The sequence below is a fragment of the Enterobacter hormaechei subsp. hoffmannii genome (genome assembly GCF_001729745.1).
GTDB lineage: Bacteria > Pseudomonadota > Gammaproteobacteria > Enterobacterales > Enterobacteriaceae > Enterobacter > Enterobacter intestinihominis.
The window spans coordinates 1,958,551-1,977,933 of sequence record NZ_CP017186.1; the positions used below are offsets into that span (position 1 = coordinate 1,958,551).

The 19,383-nt window shown below is 55.6% G+C and carries 18 protein-coding genes and 1 pseudogene; 8 read left to right on the forward strand and 11 right to left on the reverse strand.

The genetic code is table 11. The features are described 5' to 3' along the window. The first annotated feature begins 154 nt into the window (after nucleotides 1–154). Nucleotides 155–1,066 (forward strand): LysR family transcriptional regulator, encoded by a 912-nt coding sequence (locus tag BFV65_RS09255; protein WP_046620072.1) that lies wholly within the window; start codon nucleotides 155–157, stop codon nucleotides 1,064–1,066. A 350-nt stretch (nucleotides 1,067–1,416) separates the two neighbouring features. Beyond that, nucleotides 1,417–1,980 carry a DNA endonuclease SmrA gene (smrA, locus tag BFV65_RS09260; RefSeq protein WP_023299979.1) on the forward strand — a complete coding sequence of 188 codons (564 nt, stop codon included), beginning with the start codon at nucleotides 1,417–1,419 and terminating at the stop codon, nucleotides 1,978–1,980. Between the two features lie 9 nt (nucleotides 1,981–1,989). Here the strand turns inward: smrA and tcp are convergent, their stop codons facing one another. Then, a complete protein-coding gene (tcp, locus tag BFV65_RS09265) occupies nucleotides 1,990–3,648 on the reverse strand; it encodes a methyl-accepting chemotaxis citrate transducer (RefSeq protein ID WP_023299980.1) in 1,659 nt (552 codons plus the stop codon). A 144-nt stretch (nucleotides 3,649–3,792) separates the two neighbouring features. Between tcp and BFV65_RS09270 the strand changes: the two genes are divergently transcribed. Beyond that, nucleotides 3,793–4,659: an aldo/keto reductase family oxidoreductase gene (locus tag BFV65_RS09270; protein WP_023299981.1), complete on the forward strand. Its 867-nt coding sequence runs from the start codon at nucleotides 3,793–3,795 to the stop codon at nucleotides 4,657–4,659. 47 nt (nucleotides 4,660–4,706) lie between these two features. On the opposite strand, the gene BFV65_RS09275 is transcribed toward BFV65_RS09270, so the two are convergent. Continuing rightward, nucleotides 4,707–4,907 carry a hypothetical protein gene (locus tag BFV65_RS09275; RefSeq protein WP_023299982.1) on the reverse strand — a complete coding sequence of 67 codons (201 nt, stop codon included), beginning with the start codon at nucleotides 4,905–4,907 and terminating at the stop codon, nucleotides 4,707–4,709. Nucleotides 4,908–5,541: 634 nt separating this feature from the next. Between BFV65_RS09275 and BFV65_RS09280 the strand changes: the two genes are divergently transcribed. Next, nucleotides 5,542–7,971, forward strand: a complete 2,430-nt coding sequence (locus tag BFV65_RS09280) for a glucose/quinate/shikimate family membrane-bound PQQ-dependent dehydrogenase (RefSeq protein WP_069596502.1) — start codon at nucleotides 5,542–5,544, stop codon at nucleotides 7,969–7,971. Nucleotides 7,972–8,057: 86 nt separating this feature from the next. Here the strand turns inward: BFV65_RS09280 and pqqF are convergent, their stop codons facing one another. From pqqF to BFV65_RS09310, 7 genes are all read right to left on the reverse strand, one after another. After that, entirely contained in the window at nucleotides 8,058–10,334 is a 2,277-nt protein-coding gene (gene pqqF / locus BFV65_RS09285; protein ID WP_069596503.1) for a pyrroloquinoline quinone biosynthesis protein PqqF, read from the reverse strand. Nucleotides 10,335–10,339: 5 nt separating this feature from the next. Continuing rightward, entirely contained in the window at nucleotides 10,340–11,482 is a 1,143-nt protein-coding gene (gene pqqE / locus BFV65_RS09290) for a pyrroloquinoline quinone biosynthesis protein PqqE (protein WP_045308495.1), read from the reverse strand. Then, complete coding sequence (gene pqqD, locus BFV65_RS09295) at nucleotides 11,469–11,747, reverse strand: pyrroloquinoline quinone biosynthesis peptide chaperone PqqD (RefSeq protein WP_003857508.1); 279 nt, start codon at nucleotides 11,745–11,747, stop codon at nucleotides 11,469–11,471. The genes pqqE and pqqD overlap by 14 nt, the downstream gene beginning before the upstream one ends. Nucleotides 11,748–11,749: 2 nt before the next feature. Beyond that, on the reverse strand, nucleotides 11,750–12,505 hold the full coding sequence (gene pqqC / locus BFV65_RS09300; protein ID WP_069596504.1) for a pyrroloquinoline-quinone synthase PqqC: 756 nt from the start codon (nucleotides 12,503–12,505) through the stop codon (nucleotides 11,750–11,752). 2 nt (nucleotides 12,506–12,507) lie between these two features. Then, nucleotides 12,508–13,425 (reverse strand): pyrroloquinoline quinone biosynthesis protein PqqB, encoded by a 918-nt coding sequence (gene pqqB, locus BFV65_RS09305; RefSeq protein ID WP_023306096.1) that lies wholly within the window; start codon nucleotides 13,423–13,425, stop codon nucleotides 12,508–12,510. A gap of 55 nt (nucleotides 13,426–13,480) precedes the next feature. Then, nucleotides 13,481–13,552 carry a pyrroloquinoline quinone precursor peptide PqqA gene (gene pqqA, locus BFV65_RS22395; protein WP_002905689.1) on the reverse strand — a complete coding sequence of 24 codons (72 nt, stop codon included), beginning with the start codon at nucleotides 13,550–13,552 and terminating at the stop codon, nucleotides 13,481–13,483. Nucleotides 13,553–13,690: 138 nt separating this feature from the next. Next, nucleotides 13,691–14,710 (reverse strand): dipeptidase, encoded by a 1,020-nt coding sequence (locus BFV65_RS09310; RefSeq protein WP_038415974.1) that lies wholly within the window; start codon nucleotides 14,708–14,710, stop codon nucleotides 13,691–13,693. A gap of 255 nt (nucleotides 14,711–14,965) precedes the next feature. Between BFV65_RS09310 and BFV65_RS09315 the strand changes: the two genes are divergently transcribed. Beyond that, nucleotides 14,966–15,412, forward strand: a complete 447-nt coding sequence (locus BFV65_RS09315) for a hypothetical protein (RefSeq protein ID WP_032624342.1) — start codon at nucleotides 14,966–14,968, stop codon at nucleotides 15,410–15,412. A 67-nt stretch (nucleotides 15,413–15,479) separates the two neighbouring features. On the opposite strand, the gene yajD is transcribed toward BFV65_RS09315, so the two are convergent. Continuing rightward, on the reverse strand, nucleotides 15,480–15,827 hold the full coding sequence (gene yajD / locus BFV65_RS09320; protein WP_006808895.1) for an HNH nuclease YajD: 348 nt from the start codon (nucleotides 15,825–15,827) through the stop codon (nucleotides 15,480–15,482). A gap of 208 nt (nucleotides 15,828–16,035) precedes the next feature. On the opposite strand from yajD, the gene BFV65_RS09325 reads away from it, so the two are divergent. Together BFV65_RS09325 and BFV65_RS09330 are read left to right on the forward strand one after the other, a co-directional pair. Further along, nucleotides 16,036–17,070, forward strand: a complete 1,035-nt coding sequence (locus BFV65_RS09325) for an LLM class flavin-dependent oxidoreductase (protein WP_023299989.1) — start codon at nucleotides 16,036–16,038, stop codon at nucleotides 17,068–17,070. Further along, the gene (locus tag BFV65_RS09330) at nucleotides 17,063–18,010 is read left to right on the forward strand and encodes a zinc-dependent alcohol dehydrogenase family protein (protein WP_069596505.1); all 948 of its coding nucleotides are present in this window, start codon (nucleotides 17,063–17,065) and stop codon (nucleotides 18,008–18,010) included. Before BFV65_RS09325 ends, BFV65_RS09330 begins: the two co-directional genes overlap by 8 nt. Here the strand turns inward: BFV65_RS09330 and BFV65_RS09335 are convergent. Further along, on the reverse strand, nucleotides 18,007–19,047 hold the full coding sequence (locus BFV65_RS09335) for an AI-2E family transporter (protein ID WP_003857467.1): 1,041 nt from the start codon (nucleotides 19,045–19,047) through the stop codon (nucleotides 18,007–18,009). The genes BFV65_RS09330 and BFV65_RS09335 overlap by 4 nt on opposite strands. Nucleotides 19,048–19,179: 132 nt before the next feature. On the opposite strand from BFV65_RS09335, the pseudogene BFV65_RS23550 reads away from it, so the two are divergent. Then, a pseudogene (locus tag BFV65_RS23550) lies at nucleotides 19,180–19,350 on the forward strand (protein YdgV). Nucleotides 19,351–19,383: the final 33 nt, after the last annotated feature.

Below are 19,383 nucleotides of genomic sequence, written 5' to 3' on the forward strand. Positions count from 1 at the left end.
AATATGTGAACTGCTTCACGCTGTGATAGTTTTTACTTATCACTAAGCGATTTTTCACAGTTTTAACCGTTCAGGAATTACCCTCGCACATCCGATTCCATTAAAGTAGATGACAGTTTCTTTACTCTGATAAACAACGGTTATCGGTCGGGCTATGTCATTCCAGATTAAATTTCATCAAATTAGGGCTTTTGTCGAAGTGGCGCGTCAGGGCAGTATTCGCGGAGCCAGCCGGGTGCTGAATCTTTCGCAGCCCGCGCTGACTAAATCCATTAAAGAGCTGGAAGAGGGCATGGCGGCACAACTGTTTGTGCGCCGGAGTAAAGGTGTCGCCCTGACCGAGTGCGGGGAAGGGTTTTATCACCGCGCTAATTTGATTCTGGAAGAGCTTCGCGCAGCGCAGGATGATATCCGTCAGCGTCAGGGGGAACTGACCGGGCAGATCAATATTGGGATGGGTGCCAGCGTGGCGCGCAGCCTGATGCCCGCCGTTATCTCCCGTTTTCATGCGCAGCATCCTCAGATCAAGGTGCGGATTATGGAAGGTCAGCTGGTATCAATGATCAATGAATTACGCCAGGGTGAGCTGGACTTTACCATCAATACCTATTATCAGGGGCCTTACGATCACGAATTTACGTTTGAAAAACTCTTTGAGAAACCTTTTGCGGTATTTTGTCGGGAAGGACATCCGGCGTTGGGGGCTACCTCTATTAATGAACTTCTTCATTATAACTGGACAATGCCAACGCCGCGGGGAAGTTATTATAAGCAGCTTGAGGATATATTTCATCATCGCTCGCAGATACCGCGTATTGGCGTCGTTTGCGAAACCTTTTCGTCCTGTATTAGCCTTGTCGCACAAAGTGACTTCCTGAGCGTGCTGCCGCAGGAGCTGGGCTGCGACCCGCTGCTGGCGCACCGGCTGGTCATGCTGCCGGTTGTGGAAACACTTCCCAGAGCGGCCTATTATTTAATTCAGCGCCGTGATGCACGCCAGACGCCCCTGGCTGAATCATTAATTACACAATTCAGAAGGGAAGCGAGAAAAATAGTTTTATCGTGAAATTGCCAAAGAAAAAATAGAGCCTGTCCGACATCAGACAGACCCTACAGTACACACAGCAGTGCGTCCTTTCGCAAATCCTGGGTATTATATCCATGAGGCAGGTATATTTAGGTATAACATCTTTCCTGAAAAAAGAAAGGCGGCACGTCATTGGTTTTACAAAATTTCAACGCAAATCACTTGTTTTAACTCTGCTGTAGTTTTAGTTAAGTAATATTTAAATAACTTTAATGGTAGCTATATATATTCATCAGATTAATATTTATCTTGCCCCTTGCGGTAAGGGTTATTGAGGCCCCTGCCCAGTGCAGGTATAGTACAAGCCCCGATGTGCCCGGAGGATTTCCATGAACCCTGACGACAAATCACTTTTTCTTGACGCCATGGAGGATGTCCAGCCCCTGAAACGCTGCACCGATATCCACTGGCAGCAAAGCCGTAATACCCGGGTTCGCCAGGAGATCGATACCGAGCAGCTCGACAACTTTCTCACACTGGGTTTCCTGGAACTCTTGCCGCTTGAAGAGCCGCTGATGTTCCAGCGCGAGGGCGTTCAGCAGGGCGTTATTGACAAGCTGCGCTCGGGTAAATACGCCCGACAGGCCAGCTTAAATCTGTTGCGTCAGCCCGCCGAACGCTGCCGCCAGATGCTGTACGCCTTCATTCGCCAGGCCAGCCGCGACGGTTTACGTAACCTGATTATCATTCACGGAAAGGGCCGCGAGCAGAATTCGCACCCGAACGTGGTGCGCAGTTATCTTGCCCGCTGGTTAACTGAGTTCGAGGACGTGCAGGCTTTCTGCGTGGCGCTGCCGCATCACGGCGGCAGCGGGGCATGTTATGTTTCACTCCGAAAATCCGATGAGGCGAAACAGGAGAACTGGGAACGTCACGCCAAGCGCAGCCGTTAACGGTAAGGCCTAGAACGTCTCCCAGTTTGTGTCACCTGAGGCACTGACCGTGGCGGGACGCAACAGTTGCGGTGCTTTTGTATTTTTTGGCCGCGGAGCGGTGTTTTCCTGCATGTTCAGCCGGAATGCCGCCACGGCCTGGCGCAGCTGTTCAGACTGATCTTCCAGCGCCGCCGCCGCCGTTGCCGACTCCTGTACCAGCGCGGCGTTTTGCTGCGTTACGCTGTCCATCTGCGAGACCGCCAGGCTGACCTGTTCAATACCGCGGCTTTGCTCGTCAGACGCCGACGAGATTTCAGCCATAATATCGGTTACGCGTGTCACGGCCGCGACGATCTCTTTCATGGTCGCACCCGCCTCGCTCACCTGTTCCGAGCCGGTATTCACCCGGCTGACGGAGTTTTCAATAAGCCCTTTGATCTCTTTTGCCGCCTGCGCGCTGCGGCTGGCCAGCGTCCGTACTTCGCCTGCCACCACCGCAAAGCCGCGGCCTTGTTCGCCGGCACGGGCGGCTTCAACCGCCGCGTTGAGCGCCAGAATGTTGGTCTGGAAGGCAATGCTATCGATAACGCCGGTGATATGCGCAATTTGCTGAGAACTGTCGGCAATGTCATTCATGGTACGCACTACATTATTCACCACCTGGCCGCCGCGTGCGGCGGTTTCAGACGCATTCTTTGCCAGCAGCGTCGCCTGACGAGCGTTATCCGAGTTCTGTTTCACCGTGGCCGTCAGCTCTTCCATGCTGGCGGCGGTCTCTTCCAGCGAGGCTGCCTGCTGCTCGGTTCGGGCGGAAAGGTCGTTACTCCCGGCGGCAATTTCTCCTGCGCCCGTGTAGATAGAATCTGTGCTGCCGCGCACGGCGCTGACGGTGCTGACCAGCGACTGTTGCATCTCATGCAGACCGGCGGCCAGCTGGCCCATTTCGTTGCGCCCGGTAATCGCGACGTTTTGCGTCAGATCGCCGCTCGCGATGGTGCGAATATGGTTCATGATGGCGTTGAGCGGTCTCAGGAGCAGGTGCTGTAAACCCTGCCAGATCACCACCAGCACGGCGATAACGGTCAGGAAGATCGCCGCCAGCGTCCACTGCATCTGGGTAAAGCTGTTCTGGTTCTCTTCGGCGGCGGCTTTCAGCAGCACGTTGTTTTCCGCGCGCCAGCGGGTATAGACCGCCTCCATCTCATCCTGCGCCTGCTGGGCGTCCAGGTCGCCATAGGCCTGATAGTTATCGGCGCGCAAGTACGCAATGGACAAGCGCATTACCTCGTGCATGTTCTTCCAGGCTTTCTGCATCTCTTCGGTGAGCGCGGCATTTTGCCCCTTCACCTGCGGAATCGCCTGCCAGTTTTTGTAATAGTCTTCGGCTTTGGCCAGCGAACCGTTCGCGGTGCCCAGCAGCGTATTGATTGCCGCGAGAGAGGCCGGGTCGCGCTGGTTTTTCAGGTAGCGGATCGCCACGCGGGTGACGGTAACGCGCGTTTTCACCAGGGTGTTCACACTGTCGCTCAGGCTCTCCTGCTGGGCATTAAGCAACCCGGAGTTCTGAAAGTTGTGACGATCGTTGTTAACGGCAGAGTAGAACAACCCTCCCGTGACAACTTGCAGCAGACAGAATATGGTGAGGGCAAAGATAATACCGGTAATCACGTGCAGATTTTTCAGCATGGCGGTCATCCGTAATAGAAGAGGCAGGGTTACATCAATACTATCGTCGTAGCGAATTTAAACTTTAATTTTACTATTGCTTAACTAATGGTTTCGTTGCGGAACCTGTTGTAAACCCGGATCATTTTTATGAGGAAGGTCAGCATGAGCAGCATAGATAAATGCGGAACATTCACGCTCGGAACGCGTACGGTTAAACGGTTTGGCTATGGCGCGATGCAGCTTGCCGGACCTGGCGTTTTTGGTCCGCCAAAAGACAAAAATGCGGCGCTGGCGGTGTTGCGTGAAGCGGTAGAGTCGGGGGTAAATCACATTGATACCAGCGATTTTTACGGCCCCCATGTGACCAACCAGCTTATCTGCGAGGCGCTTCATCCGTACCGGGATGACCTTACGATTGTGACCAAGATCGGAGCCCGACGCGGCGAGGACGCCTCCTGGCTGCCGGCGTTTTCCGCCCAGGAGCTGACGCAGGCGGTGCATGACAACCTGCGCAACCTGAAGCGAGATGTGCTGGACGTGGTTAACCTGCGGATCATGTTTAGCGCCCACGGACCAGCGGAAGGCTCGATTGCCGCGCCGCTAAGCACCCTCGCGGAGCTGCAACAACAGGGGCTGGTTCGCCATATTGGGCTGAGCAACGTCACCGCTTCGCAGGTGGCTGAAGCGCAGAAGATGGTTTCCGTGGTATGCGTACAGAACATGTACAACGTGGTGAATCGCGGTGACGATGCGCTGGTAGATTCGCTGGCGCAGCAGGGGATTGCCTGGGTGCCGTTCTTCCCACTGGGTGGTTTCACGCCACTGCAATCTTCCGGGCTACAGGCGGTGGCGGATTCACTGGATGCGACGCCTATGCAGGTGGCGCTGGCATGGCTGCTGCAACGCTCGCCAAATATCCTCTTGATCCCGGGTACTTCTTCGGTGGCGCATCTGCGTGAAAACCTGGCGGCAGCCGATCTGGTATTGCCGCCTGAGGCGCTGGAGACGTTAAATACGCTGGTAGAGTAACCCAGACAGCAGCAAAAGCCCGGGGGGATTTTTCGGGCTTTTGGTGTTTATGACACAATCTGATTCCTTTGGCGGTGAAGTGCTAACGCTTCCGCCACGATTTCCTGCTTACTTTTCCGTGTTTCATACGCAGTAATGCGGATGTACTCCATCAGCGCTGGATCGATGCGCGCACTTAACATCCTGAGATCGGCCTCCTTTGCTACACCGCGAGCAACACGCTTGTCGGGATAATCACGGGCTGGCATAGAAAACGTCCTCCAAAAATTGTCTTGTTAATTTGTGCTGTAAAATATGCGCTAGTCTTGGTGTAAAGTCAATGGCTAGTGAAGGCGCAGTGAATTACTGTTTGGATTTTCTGTGATTCAAGACTTCATTAAGTGATTTAATAGTGTTTGTATTGTCACTCTGTGAGTCCGCTTTGATGCGGAAAGTCACATTTTCAGTGCTGATAATGACGGAATGTTCAACGCACCAGACGCTCTAAAATTATTGATAATTTCTTCCTGAAACTTAACTCAGGTTTATCCCTGTGCTTATTCATGGTTATTGCTTAATTAAATCTTCTGTTTGAAGGCTCAGCTGTAAAAATCTGACGCTATAAGACCGGCCTTGGGGGAATCCTGATATTAATCCTTTAAGCAACTTCCGGCTGGTCATATATTCCAGCATAGGTGACGTAGTTAGCGATATTCGCTATTTTAACCCTGTTAAACCCATGTAATTTCGCTGGTTTTCATTTCTTCCGACATAATAGATTTTGTCTACGGTCTCTTTTTAATTTATGCTTCGCATACGAACAATTAGCGTTGTGCAGGGTTTTAACATCGTGGCAGTTAATAAAACCCTGCTTTATATAAAGTAATCAGGAGATTCATTTTTATGTCAGACAATAATCCCCGCCCATTGGGCTGGTTAGGCCCGTGGTGCCTGCTGGTGGGTGTGGTACTTCTTGTGACGGGGCTGTTTTTTGCCATCGGCGGTTTTAAACTGGTTTCCCTGGGGGGGAGTTGGTACTTTCTCATTGCCGGGGTTTTCACGCTGCTCTCTGCAATTCAGTTTTTCCGCCGCAAATCCTCTGCCGTAGGGCTGTTTGCTCTGGTGTTTCTTGGCACCCTGATTTGGGCATTTTTCGATGCCGGACTCGACTTCTGGCCCCTGGTTTCCCGATTAATGGTACCCGCCGGGCTGATGGTGCTGGCAGCAGCCACCTGGCCTGCATTGCGTAAGCGTGAAGGAAAACCGTCCTCTACGAAAGGGGCGATGGCGGTCTGCGCGGTCCTTATTATCGGCATGGGCGTCACCTTTGTTCAGATGTTTCAACCTCATCCGACCGTGCCGTTTAGCGGCGAAAAGCGCCCGCTGGTGCCGGTAAAAGAAGAGGCGAAACAGCAGAACTGGGATCACTACGGTAATACGGCTGGCGGTAGTCGCTTTGTGGCGCTGGACCAGATAACCCGTGACAACGTGAAAAACCTGAAACCGGTCTGGACCTACCATACCGGTGATATTCCGCAAAGTCCGGATGGCAATGGCGCAGAAGATCAGCAAACGCCGCTACAGGTAGGCGATCGTGTCTTCCTCTGTACGCCGCATAACAACGTGATCGCCGTGGATGCCGATAGCGGGAAAGAGATCTGGAAAGCGGAAATCAACGCTAAGTCTGCCATCTGGATGCGCTGCCGTGGCCTAGCGTACTTTGATGCCACCAAACCGCTGGCACAGCCAACGGTAGCCGGCTCCACACCGGTTCTGCCAGCGCAGGTCGCACCGGGCGCGGCATGCCAGCGCCGTATCCTGATGAATACCATTGACGGTAAGCTGATCGCGTTAGACGCCGATAACGGCAAATTCTGCCCGGATTTCGGCACTGACGGCAGCGTTAACCTGCATGAAGGAATGGGCGACGCGTCAGATCCAACCTATGTGTTGACGTCGGCCCCGACGCTGGCGGGTACCACGGTCGTGGTTGGCGGCCGCGTTGCGGATAATGTCAGCACCGATATGCCGGGAGGCGTAATACGTGGTTATGACGTGATCACCGGCCAGCTGCGCTGGGCGTTCGATCCGCGTAATCCGGATCCGAACTACGTTCTGAAGCCGGGCGAACACTACAAACGCAGCTCCGCAAACTCCTGGGCCCCTATGTCCTGGGATGCGTCGATGAATACCGTGTTTATCCCGATGGGAAGTTCCTCTGTCGACCTGTGGGGCGCTGACCGTATTCCGGAAGATCACAAATACGCCACCTCAATCCTCGCGCTGGATGCGACTACCGGGAAAGAGAAGTGGGTATACCAGACCGTGCATAACGACCTCTGGGATTTCGATATCCCGATGCAGCCGAGCCTGGTTGATTTCCCAACGAAAGAGGGCAACAAGCCCGCGGTGGTGGTGGGCACTAAAGCGGGGCAAATTTACGTTCTCGATCGCCTGACGGGTAAACCGCTCACTGAAGTGAAAGAGGTTCCGGTAAAACCAGCGGATATTCCACGTGAACAGTACCCGGCAACGCAGCCTCGCTCTGTGGGGATGCCGCAGATTGGCGCAGAAACCCTGAAAGAATCGGATATGTGGGGGGCGACGCCGTTTGACCAGCTGGCCTGTCGTATCAGCTTCAAATCAATGCGTTATGACGGTCTGTACACGATGCCGGGAACCGATATTTCCCTGAGCTTCCCGGGCTCGCTGGGGGGAATGAACTGGGGCAGTTTGTCCACCGATCCGAACAACCAGTATATCTTCGTCAATGACATGCGTCTGGGTCTGTGGGTTCAGCTGATTAAGCAAGATCCGCAGAGCGCGGTGGCAAATACGGGTGGTGAAGCCGTGAACGCCGGGATGGGCGCCGTTCCGATGAAAGGAACGCCTTATTCGGTCAACAAAAACCGTTTCATGTCACCGCTGGGCATTCCGTGCCAGAAACCACCGTTTGGCTCTCTCTCCGCCATTGACCTGAAAACGCAGAAAATCGTCTGGCAGGTGCCGGTCGGTACCGTACAGGATACCGGTCCGTTTGGGGTAAAAATGCGTATGCCAGTGCCTGTCGGTATGCCGACGCTGGGCGGTACGCTGGCCACGCAGGGCGGTCTGGTCTTCATTGCGGGAACCCAGGATTACTACCTGCGCGCCTTTGATTCCTCTACGGGGGAAGAAGTGTGGAAAGCGCGTCTTCCGGTGGGTAGCCAGGGCGGACCTATCAGCTATGTATCACCGAAAACCAGCAAACAGTACATTCTGATCTCTGCTGGCGGAGCACGCCAGTCGCCGGATCGTGGTGACCACGTGATTGCCTACGCGCTGGATAAATAACAGCGAAATAAGCAACCTGGCCCCGTCGAAGTACGGGGCTTTTTTTTGACTAAAAACCACGGATATGAAGAAAGCGGCGGGTCCGGTCAGCCCGTGAAAAGCACCCGCCAGCGACGGCGATGGCGAGTCATCTCGCGCCATAGTGCGATTATCTCGTCATGTTGCAGGGCATCAACAGCCTGCGGTGTTAACACCGGTAAACCATAGCGCTGGCGCAGGGCGGCTACTGCCGTGGCGCTGGCATTCATCGGTGACCGGATTTGCGTCGCCAGCTGCTGTCGCAATACGCTGAACGCCGTCTCATCGCACAGCGTCAGCTCACGCAAAAATTGTTTGCAGCAACCCAACAGGTTCACGGGAGAGCGGTCAGGCGACTGTAACGCCAGCAGCAGGCCATCGCGATCGGCAATACGCTGATAACGACAGCTGACCACGTAGCCAATCTGCTGTTCCACGCGCAGGCGCTGGAAAAATTGCGGTTCGCAGCATAACGCCAGCAGCCGCAGCGCGGCGAGCGACGCGCCCGGCGGCAGGGGAATAAACACCAGCAGCGCCGAATCCGCGCTGGCGTGCGGAATGTGTTCGATCCCGCCGGGACAACCGCTTAATGGCGTCGGCTTAGCGTTAACCGGCGCCCGGAGCAGGCCAAGCTGCCGGGCTAACCCGTGCGCGTGCGCGACGCTGCCGCCAACTAGCGCCGCCAGCCAGCCGTCTCGTGGCGGATCCGATGCCAGACGTTCAGGCAATTGCTGAAGCAGCTCACGGATGGCAATACCTTCTGGCACTGGCGTAAGAGCCGGGGCGGGGTGGGAGAGGCTATCGATTATCGCCCCGATGATGTGTTCCGCCGTCACCACGGCGTCAGGAAGCCGCAGGGTGAGCTGCCAGCTACCGTCAACCGTTTGCCACTCGCCGCTGCCGTCAATATGGCGCAGTTCAGCAAGAAGAGGGCGTAACTGTTTGCCCATCGCCACCCCCTGCGCCCGTTCCAGGCACGAATAAAAAGGCCTGCGCAGGATCAGCGTTGGCGGTTGTGTCTGCGCCGACAAATGCAGCAGCGGAGCGGCTTCTGACGTCGGGGCTGGCGTAACATACCTGGCAGTCTGCGGGTAGAAGGAAAACGCGATGGGGCTATCATCTGCAACCGGCTGGCGACGCCAATGGCTAAGCGGCAGAGCAAACCCCTGACTGGCGATAATTTCAGCGGTTTCAATTTTTTTGCAGGCCAGATACGAGGTGGGCGCCGCCAGTAAATCGGCACAAAAGGCAGAAAAACTTACGGGCGCCGCACCGGGCGCAAAACCGAACGCCCGCTGGCGCAGCTGCTCCAGCGTCGGCAGGGCGCTGAAACGCTGCTGTGCCAGCCGATAATAATGCCGCTGCTGCTCATCCGTCGTTTGCTGTAGCGCCCGTAGCCAGTGGGTAATATGCGGGTCACTCTCCTCGGGTCGTTCGCTATCAACCGTTAGCGCCAGCCAGCCGTTATCGTTATCCTGATAAAGCCAGTTCAGTGTGATATCTTCTGCCAGCCCTCGCGCCCGCAGCCCGGCAATCAGGCTTCCGGGGGCGTCGTCCAGTAAAAACTCCCGAAATAAGGTGACGTTGTCACTTTTTCGAATTAACGGACAACGCCACAGTGCGGGTCGCTCTGTCACTGCCAGCTGAAAATCTGCTTCAGCGCTAAGACGCAACGGGGGAGCGGTTTCAGGCATGCCACCAGAAGCAAAACCGGACGCAAACGTATGGGCAAGCTCGGCCAGCGCATCCAGCGTTTGCGGCCCTTGCAGCCACAATTGCAGGTGTCCGGCCACATAATAGCGCCGATGAAAGTCGCGCAACGCGGTTTGCAGCGATCCCGGGTCCTGCCCCAGAGAATCCTGGCTACCTACCTGAAAACGGCGAAAAACTGTGGGTTCTTCCATCGCGTGGCGTGCCGCCGCTTCGCGCCTGGCGGAATCATGCTGCTGGATGAGCCGGTTTTCCGCATCAATGACCGCCACTTCGCGCTGTATGTCATCGCATGAAAGCAGCGGCGCCTGCAACATATCCCGCAGCCGCGCGACGCCGTCGGACAGGTTATCGGCGGCCACATCGAAGAAAAATGCGCTGTGGCGAGCCAGCGTGGTGGCATTGACGCTACCGCCCTGACGCTGGACCCAGGCCATGAGTCGATCGTCGCCCTGATAGCGCTGGCTACCGCGGAACAGCAGGTGCTCAAGTAAATGCGCAAGACCGGCGAAGCGCGGTGGCTCGTGATGGCTTCCGGCACTCACGCGCGCCAGCGCCGCCGCGCGTGTCGCCTGCGGCTGATGCACCAGCGTTGCGCGTAAACCGCCTGCCAGCTCCACGATGCGGGTGGTCATTATCGCTACAGTTCCCGGGTTTTATAGATAAGCTGCGAACGGGTACGGTTGCGGAACTGAAGCTGGCCGATTTTCATGTCGCTACAGGCTGCTTCGCGTCGCGCGTCCAGAATTTTATGATGATGCGGCGATTTGCTGCACACCGGATCGGCGTTATCAGCATTCCCGGTGAGCATAAAGGCCTGGCAGCGGCAGCCGCCGAAGTCCTTCTCCTTTTCATCGCAGGAGCGGCACGGCTCCGGCATCCAGTCAAACCCGCGATAGCGGTTGAAGCCGAAAGAGTCATACCAGATGGATTCCAGACTCTGATCAAGCACCGAGGGGAACTCCACCGGTAGCTGGCGCGCGCTGTGGCAGGGCAGCGCCGTGCCTTCCGGGGTCACGCTGAGGAAAATCGACCCCCAGCCGCCCATACAGCCTTTTGGTCGCTCTTCGTAATAATCAGGGGTGACGAACAGCAGGTTGGTCAGATTGCCGCTGGCGGCCATTTTTTGCCGATAGTCGGCAACCACGCGTTCCGCTCGGGCAATCTGTTCCCGCGTCGGCAGAAGCCCCTGACGATTAAGGAACGCCCAACCGTAGAACTGGCAGGTGGCAAGTTCGACGTCGTCGGCGTCCAGTTCGATGCACAGCTCGATGATTTTATCGATCTGGTCGATGTTGTGCCGGTGCAGGACGAAATTCAGCACCATCGGGTAATCGCGCGCTTTGACCGCTTTGGCCATCGCCAGCTTCTGCTGGAAGGCTTTTTTATTCCCCGCCAGCGCGGCGTTGAGCACTTCATCGCTGGCCTGGAAGCTAATCTGGATATGGTCCAGACCGGCCTCGCTGAACGCGTCGAGCTTGCTTTCCGTCAGGCCAATTCCCGAGGTGATCAGGTTGGTATAAAAACCGAGATCGCGGGCGGCGCGGATCAGCTCCGGCAGATCTTTACGCGTCAACGGTTCGCCGCCGGAAAAACCTATCTGCACGCTGCCCATCGCCCGCGCCTGGCGGAAAACCTCAATCCACTGTTCAGTGGTCAGCTCCTGATCCTGCCGGGCAAAGTCCAGCGGGTTAGAGCAGTAAGGACACTGTAGCGGACAGCGATAGGTCAGCTCCGCCAGCAGCCACAGCGGTGGATTGACGGTGGGTTTATTCTGGCTCACGGAAAATAATCCACTTCTGTTGATAAGCGATTTGCAGGAATTCTACGACGTCGTCATCCACGCCGCCGGCTTCCGGGAACCGTTCGTTGAGTATGGCAATGATGGCCGCCGCGTCGCGTTGGCCATCGACCAGTTCGAGGATTGCGGCGGCGGTCTCATTGAGTTTAGCCATGCCTTCCGGATAAAGGATGACATGGCTGTCCTGAGCGGCTTCCCATTGCAGGCGATAGCCGCGACGAAAAGCGACGATGGAGTTTTTTTGCATGCTTATACCAGTCGGGTTGTGTGCCAGGCCGCTTTGTCGGTGACCGTGTGATAAGGCGGACGCTGTAGCGCGTAGGCCATGGTCATCGCGTCGAGCATCGACCACAGGATATCGAGTTTGAACTGAAGGATCTCCAGCATCCGATTCTGCTTTTCTGCGCTATCGCAGTAACTCTTCGCCAGCTCCAGACCGTGTTCAACGTCGCGGCTGGCCTGGCTGAGGCGGCTGCGAAAATAAAAATAGCCTTCCTCTTTGATCCACGGATAGTGCTGCGGCCAGCTGTCGAGACGCGACTGATGAATTTGCGGGGCAAACAGTTCGGTGAGCGAACTGCATGCCGCCTCCTGCCAGTTGGCGCGGCGGGCGAAGTTAACGTAAGCGTCCACGGCAAAACGAACGCCGGGCAGCACGTGGCGTTCGCTGATTAAGTCGTCGCGGCTAAGCCCTACGGCTTCGCCCAGCTGTAGCCAGGCTTCGATCCCGCCGTCATGACCGTTTCTGCCGTCGTGATCGAGGATCCGCTGCACCCATTTGCGACGCGTGTGCGGATCCGGGCAGTTCGCCATAATGGCCGCATCTTTCAGCGGGATCGTCGTCTGGTAATAAAACCGGTTCGCCACCCAGCCCTGGATCTGCTCGCGGCTGGCCTCGCCGTTATGCATCGCGATATGGTACGGATGGTGAATATGATAGTAGGCGCCTTTCGCCCGGAGGGCGTGTTCAAACTCTTGCGGCGAGAGCGTTTCACGAATGTGCATAGTTAGTCCTGAAGCGTGATGGTCATCCCGTCCCAGCTCACTTCAATTCCCTGCTGCGTGAGGGCGTGACGCTGCGGCGACTGCTCGTTAAGGATCGGGTTAGTGTTATTAATGTGAATCAGAATCTTGCGCTTTGCCGGCAGCGAGGCCAGCAGCGCCATCATGCCGTGTTCATCGCCGAGCGCCAGATGGCCCATATCGCGGCCGGTATTGCGCCCGACGCCAGCGGCCTGCAGTTCATCGTCCTGCCAGACGGTGCCGTCAATCAGCAGACAGTCCGCTTTTTTAAGCCACGGCAGGATGTCGTCATCGGGTTCACCGAGACCCGGCGCGTAGAACAGCGTCTGACCGTTGCGGCGGTTTTCGATAAACAGCGCCACGTTATGCCCCGGCAGCGGGCGGTCGCGCCACGGCGAATAGGGCGGTGCGTTACTGGCGATGGGGACAGCGGTAAACTGCAAATCAGGGCAGGCTTCCACGCTAAAGGCGGTGAGCGGTGCGATCGGATGATGAATCAGGCCGCCGTTCCAGTGCCGGAGCATGGTAAAAATCGGGAATCCGCTGGAAAGATCTTCATGCACCTCCGGCGTACACCATACCTGATGCGGGCACCCTTCGCGCAGGCTGAGCAGCCCGGTGGTGTGGTCAATCTGGCTATCGGTGAGAATAATGCCGCCAATATGCGTGCCGCGCAGAACCTCTTTCTTATTCAGTTCTGGCGTATGGGCAATCTGCTGGCTGATATCGGGCGAGGCGTTACACAGTATCCACTCTTCGCCGTTATCGCTGACGATGATCGACGACTGGGTGCGGGGGGTCGCCTGAAGGGTACCGTTGCGCAAACCCTGACAGTTGGCGCAATTACAGTTCCACTGAGGGAAACCGCCGCCGGCGGCGGAACCGAGGACTTTAATAAACATGAAGATAGGCCAGGTAGTAAAACAAAAATGCCCGCACGGATGGCGGGCTGAGCGATTAGCGGTTGGAAATGTACAGCGTCACTTCCAGGCCAAGACGTAAATCAATAAAAGCAGGTTTCTTCCACATCGTTTTTTCCTCTTTAAAAATGCAGCACCAACACCATTGTTTGTGCCAGTTTTGTGATGGTCATCAAATAATGCGTCACAGTGGGGCAAAGCTCAACCCGAAAGATGTAAGGAATTAACGTAACGTTTACAACGTAACCTATTGTTGCCAAACATTTTGCAATACCTTTTGCCAGTTGCCCCACAGCAGCTTATTCAGCACAAATTGATCATAGCCGCTGTCACGCAACGCGCTGATTAGCCGCGGTAAACCACTCACATCATGCAAATCATCAGGTAACGTAATGCCGTCAAAATCGGAGCCCAGCGCAACATGATCTTCGCCCATGATGTTAATAAGATAGTCGATATGGCGAACGATTGTGCTCAGCGGGGTATCGCTATCGCGTTTACCGTCGGCGCGCAGAAAGGCGTTGCCGAAATTGACCCCTGCCACGCCGCCGCTGTCGCGGATAGCCAGCAGTTGCCGATCGGTCAGATTACGCGGTTGCGGGCACAGCGTATGGGCGTTGGAATGGGTGGCGACCAGCGGTGAAGAGGAATGACGAGCAGTATCCCAGAACGCCTTTTCATTCATATGAGAAACGTCAATCAGCATGTTCAGGGCGTTAGCGTGCTTAATGAGGGCGATACCCTCTGCGGTAAGCCCTGGGCCGCTGTCCGGGCTGCCGGGAAACGCCCCGTTAACGCCGGTGCCAAAACGGTTAGCAATGTTCCAGAAAGGCCCAATGCTGCGCACGCCAGCGGCATAGAAAGCCTGTAGATCGCCACCCTCGCCGTCAAAACCGCCCGCACCCTCAATATGCGCCACCATCGCCAGCACCTTATCCTGACGGCAGCGTTCGATATCTGCCGCGCTCAGGCACAATCGCGCCCGCCCATCGGAGTGTGCGACAAGCTGCTTGAGGATCGTCAACTGCTGCCAGAGAATGTCGATCGGTTGCCACGGCTCGCTGGCGTAGTGCGGCGCCATGCGGGCGATATACTCCTGCGGCGGCACGAACAGCGCGAACAGCCCGCCGGAAAATCCGCCTTGCTGCATGCGCGGATAATCGAGGTGTCCGTTCTCAATGCCGGAAAAGAAGGCCGTTACCGGATCCTGGCGATGATGAAGCCATAAATTAAGCAACAGGTCATTGTGACCATCAAAAATCGCCATAGCGCATCCCACTGTTTTTTATTGCTGCGAAAGTTGCCTGGCACGATAACCGATTTGTCCGGTCCGGCAAGGAGAAACTTACAACTTAGCAGCAATTGTTAATAACGCTTAACCCTGAGGAGATCCGCACATCATATTGCGTGGCGAGATAAGAGCATTTCCCGTTCCATCTGCGATTGCATCGCGTACGTTCCCTGAGCTACCGGGCTACGCTATACTTCGCCACTTTGAGTTATGCGTGGCAGGTAACGAAATATGCGGGAGAGCATTAATTTTATTTTCGTGGTGCTGTCTTTCACGGCACTGATTATGCTGATGCGCTTTTTCATCAGGCGTATTCGGCATCCAAAGCGCATCGTTGCCGACAGCCGGGGAATGAAAAAAATCTCTACCCATCCTTCCTGGTTTGGCGGATCGTCAGGTAAAACCTATTTTTATGATGAGCAGTATTTATACGAGGTCATAAATAGCGTCACCCGTAAAATTGAGCTGGCCGCTATCGTAAAAATTAAGCCGGGCTCGACAGTGGTAAATAACAGGCGGATCTGGTCTGTGAGCTATCTTGAGGGAACCCGTGAAAAACAGGTGCAATTTTATAATAATCTGACGGTGTTTAATCAAAACTTTGCTGCGTTTTTAGAGGCTGTAAAACGCGTGAATCCTGAAGCCGATATTAAGGCCGTCTCCTTGTTCAATCTGTGACTGGAATACATTACCTTTATCTTTCTGACTGCCCATACGGCAGGTATGGGCAGTAAAGCCGCCGATATTACTTCTTCTTGTTCATCATCGCCTTGAGATCGGCAAAGGGGTTAAACGTGGCGACACCCACGTCTTTTTGCGCATCCTCACCTGCGACAACGGTGGTGCCATACTGATCCGCTTCGGTGTACTTTGAGTGTTCGTGGTCATGGCAAAACAGGCACAACAACTCCCAGTTACTGCCATCTTCCGGATTATTGGTGTGATCGTGGTCGATATGGTGGACCGTGAGTTCACGAAGATTCGAATACACAAACTCCCGCGAGCAGCGTCCACAGACCCACGGGTAAATTTTTAGCGCTTTTTCACGGTAGCCGCTTTCCAGCCGTGCGTAGTTTTTGGGAATCAGAGCCATTGCTGATGTTACCTGTTAAAAAAGAGAACAGTTCACACTATATCCCATTTTGAGATGCCAGGAGAATGCCTCCTCTGCGGGAAGGCAGCGTGCGATTTGCGTATTTCTGTCAGTTTATTTGAAGCATTCCGTTAAATAATCACCATTTATTCTCATCGGTTAATGCGTAGAGTAGGGATAACGCAATGCTTTATCAGGATACTCCACTATGAAAAAGATCGGATTTTTGTCGTTTGGTCACTGGACGCCGTCTTCCCAGTCCGGCACGCAAACCGCAGCTGACACGCTGCTACAGTCCATCGATCTGGCTGTCGCCGCTGAAGAGCTGGGCGCGGACGGGGCTTATTTCCGCGTGCACCACTTTGCCCGCCAGCTCAGTTCGCCATTCCCCTTGCTGGCTGCGATAGGCGCGAAAACCAAACGCATCGAAATCGGTACGGGCGTGATCGACATGCGGTACGAGAATCCGCTGTATATGGCGGAAGATGCTGGCGCGGCAGATCTCATCTCCGGCGGGCGATTACAGCTTGGTATCAGCCGGGGCTCCCCGGAGCAGGTGATTGATGGTTGGCGTTATTTTGGTTACGTGCCGCAGGACGGGGAAAACGAATCTGATATGGCGCGCCGCCACACTGAGGTACTGCTTGATGTATTACGCGGTGAAGGGTTTGCGAAGCCTAACCCACAGCCGATGTTCCCAAACCCGCCGGGATTGTTGCGTCTGGAGCCGCATTCAGAGGGCTTACGCGATCGTATCTGGTGGGGGGCTGGCTCCAATGCAACGGCAGTATGGGCGGCAAAACTGGGGATGAACCTGCAAAGCTCAACGCTGAAAGATGATGAAACCGGCGAGCCGTTCCATATTCAGCAGGCAAAACAGATCCGTGCCTACCGACAGGCCTGGGCCGAGGCAGGGCATACCCGTCAGCCACGCGTTTCGGTCAGCCGCAGTATTTTTGCCCTGATGGACGATCGCGACCGGATGTATTTCGGTTCAAGCCGCAATGAGAGCGACAGCGTTGGCTATCTGGATGAGAAAACGCGGGCCATTTTCGGACGCAGCTATGCCGCAGAGCCAGACAAGCTGATTGAACAGTTGAGAAAGGATGAAGCGATCGCGGAAGCGGATACGCTGTTGCTTACCGTGCCGAATCAGCTGGGCGTGGAATACAACGCACATGTGATCGAGTCCATCCTGAAACATGTCGCACCGGAAATGGGATGGCGCGATCGCAATGCGTAATCTGGCCCTCTGGTATCGCCGGTTTGGTGAGCCTGAATCGGTACTGCAAGCGGAAACCACACCATTGTCACCGCGACAGCCGGGAGAGATACGTGTGCGCATGCTTTTTTCTCCGGTGAACGCCTCCGATCTCATCCCCATCACCGGGGCATATCGCCATCGCACGCCGCTGCCCGCAATAGCCGGTTATGAAGGGGTCGGAATAGTGACCGAAACGCCCGCCGCTTACCCGGCGCTGCTGGGCAAGCGGGTCCTGCCGTTACGGGGGCAGGGAACCTGGCAGCGCTATGTCGACTGCCCGGTGGCGTATGCGGTTCCCGTCCCGGACGACGTCGACTCGCTTCTTGCCGCGCGGGCGTATATCAACCCGCTTGCCGCACAGATGATGCTGGACCGCTATCCTCCGGTCGGGAAAACGGTGCTGCTCACCGCTGCCGGTTCTGACTGCGCCGTTCTGCTCGGGCAATGGGCACGCCAGGTGGGTGCAGAGGCGGTTTACGGGATCCATCGCTCGCCCGTGCACGCTCAACGTCTGGCTGAAATGGGGATCGTCCCGATTGCGCAAGATGATACGGCCGCCGTCAACGCTGCCGCCGCGCAAGCGGAGGTGGTGTACGACGCCACGGGCGGCAGCCTGGCGGAGGCGATCCTGAGCGTGATGCTCGAAACCGGTACCTTTGTCTGCTACGGGCTACTCTCCGGGCAGACCTTCCGGCAGCAGCGGCCGTTGCCGCGCGTGGCGTGGTTTCACATTCGTAACTATCTGGACGCGCTGAGCGCTGAGGCGTGGCAGGCGGAGTTTCGGCGCATCTGGCCTAAACTGCGCGCCAGCCAGTGCAGCGATGTTACCCTCTACCCGCTGTCGGAATGGCAGCGGGCAGTGGGCAACTACCGCGAAGCGGGAAGAACGGGCAAGCCTATGCTGTCGATGGACAATTAATCGGCCTTATGGCTCATGTCGCTCAGCAGTACAGCGATACTTTGTCCACCGGCGGTCTGCTCCAGGCCAATTTTGACAATAATTGTCAGCGGAACGGAGAGCAGCATGCCGACAGGCCCGAGCAGCCAGCCCCAGAAAATCAGGGACAGGAACACAACAAGAGTTGAAAGCCCCAGCCCGCGTCCCATTATCCGTGGTTCGAGAATGTTCCCGAAGACAAGGTTAATCACCAGATAGCCTGCCAGCAGAATCAGGGCATCATACAAACCGCTGAAAACCAGCACCTGAAGGATAGGGGGGATCGCCGCCAGCACGGAGCCAATGTTAGGAATATAGTTGAGCGCAAAGGCCAGCAGCCCCCAGACGAAGGCAAAACGCACATCCAGCGCGGCAAGCATCCCCCAGACCACTAATCCCGTCACCAGGCTGATGGCCGTTTTCAGCACCAGATAGCGTGAAACGCTGTCGAGCGCGCGCTGAATAGCACCCATTCCCTCTACCGGACGCACCATGATGTGCTGGAGTTTTGCAGGCAGCTGTGGAACTTCCAGCAGCATAAACACAACCGTCAGGAACAGCAGGAAAATCGAGGTCATGGCGTTGGAGAGCTGTGCCAGCAGGCTGGTGACAATCGTCATGGCGGCATTCGGATCGATGTATTTAAGCAGTTCCTCAACCGAGACTTCGATACCCGCGCGTTGCAGCCAGGGTTCAATTTGTAGCAGCGGGGTCGCCAGGGAAGAGCGGTATGTCGGCAGCGTCCGCGCCAGCTCGTTCAGGGAGGTTCCCAGATAGGCGACTAACAGCACCATCGCAACGATAATAATACTGATAAGCAGGCTTATCGCCAGCACACGCGGGATGCGCAGCCGCACCATTCGCTGCACCAGTGGATTGAGGATCACCGCGATAAAAAGCGCCAGGATAAAGGGCACGATGATATCGGCCGCAAAACGAACGCCGGTCAGAATGATCACCAGCATGCCCAGCATGATGACGATCTTAAGCCCGTTGAGGGTGATAATGGGTTTGGCCATGGACGTTCCTGAACAGTTTTTTATTTATAATAGAGGGGAAAGCAGATTAAAAAAACTAACCAAAATCAAACAGACTGGGTAAAGAAATGAAAAGGCTTTGAGTAAATTCCTGGCTTATGATACAAATCAGGCGTGTTCAACTACTGAGGACAATTTTCATCCGCAAAGACGAGAAGCAACACCGCGGATAATTGTAATTTTATGGACAATTTGTTCAGGACGTATTTTTCAAACAACTCTGCTCTGTTTTCTACCTCCCTCTGCACGCTTTCCGGTGAACAACACTGGCGTTCCGCGCTATAGTCACGTCTTCTGCCTGAGCTGGCGCTATGCGCT

Excerpts from the sequence above, each read along its gene's own strand:
- BFV65_RS09310 (WP_038415974.1), bottom strand. The coding sequence starts at position 14,710 with ATGGCGATTTTTGATGGTCACAATGACCTGTTGCTTAATTTATGGCTT.
- pqqF (WP_069596503.1), bottom strand. The coding sequence starts at position 10,334 with ATGACCACCCGCATCGTGGAGCTGGCAGGCGGTTTACGCGCAACGCTG.
- pqqB (WP_023306096.1), bottom strand. The coding sequence starts at position 13,425 with ATGTTTATTAAAGTCCTCGGTTCCGCCGCCGGCGGCGGTTTCCCTCAG.
- BFV65_RS09270 (WP_023299981.1), top strand. The coding sequence starts at position 3,793 with ATGAGCAGCATAGATAAATGCGGAACATTCACGCTCGGAACGCGTACG.
- BFV65_RS09335 (WP_003857467.1), bottom strand. The coding sequence starts at position 19,047 with ATGGCCAAACCCATTATCACCCTCAACGGGCTTAAGATCGTCATCATG.
- yajD (WP_006808895.1), bottom strand. The coding sequence starts at position 15,827 with ATGGCTCTGATTCCCAAAAACTACGCACGGCTGGAAAGCGGCTACCGT.
- BFV65_RS09325 (WP_023299989.1), top strand. The coding sequence starts at position 16,036 with ATGAAAAAGATCGGATTTTTGTCGTTTGGTCACTGGACGCCGTCTTCC.
- BFV65_RS09280 (WP_069596502.1), top strand. The coding sequence starts at position 5,542 with ATGTCAGACAATAATCCCCGCCCATTGGGCTGGTTAGGCCCGTGGTGC.
- BFV65_RS09330 (WP_069596505.1), top strand. The coding sequence starts at position 17,063 with ATGCGTAATCTGGCCCTCTGGTATCGCCGGTTTGGTGAGCCTGAATCG.
- pqqC (WP_069596504.1), bottom strand. The coding sequence starts at position 12,505 with ATGCACATTCGTGAAACGCTCTCGCCGCAAGAGTTTGAACACGCCCTC.
- tcp (WP_023299980.1), bottom strand. The coding sequence starts at position 3,648 with ATGCTGAAAAATCTGCACGTGATTACCGGTATTATCTTTGCCCTCACC.
- BFV65_RS09275 (WP_023299982.1), bottom strand. The coding sequence starts at position 4,907 with ATGCCAGCCCGTGATTATCCCGACAAGCGTGTTGCTCGCGGTGTAGCA.
- smrA (WP_023299979.1), top strand. The coding sequence starts at position 1,417 with ATGAACCCTGACGACAAATCACTTTTTCTTGACGCCATGGAGGATGTC.
- BFV65_RS09315 (WP_032624342.1), top strand. The coding sequence starts at position 14,966 with ATGCGGGAGAGCATTAATTTTATTTTCGTGGTGCTGTCTTTCACGGCA.
- BFV65_RS09255 (WP_046620072.1), top strand. The coding sequence starts at position 155 with ATGTCATTCCAGATTAAATTTCATCAAATTAGGGCTTTTGTCGAAGTG.
- pqqD (WP_003857508.1), bottom strand. The coding sequence starts at position 11,747 with ATGCAAAAAAACTCCATCGTCGCTTTTCGTCGCGGCTATCGCCTGCAA.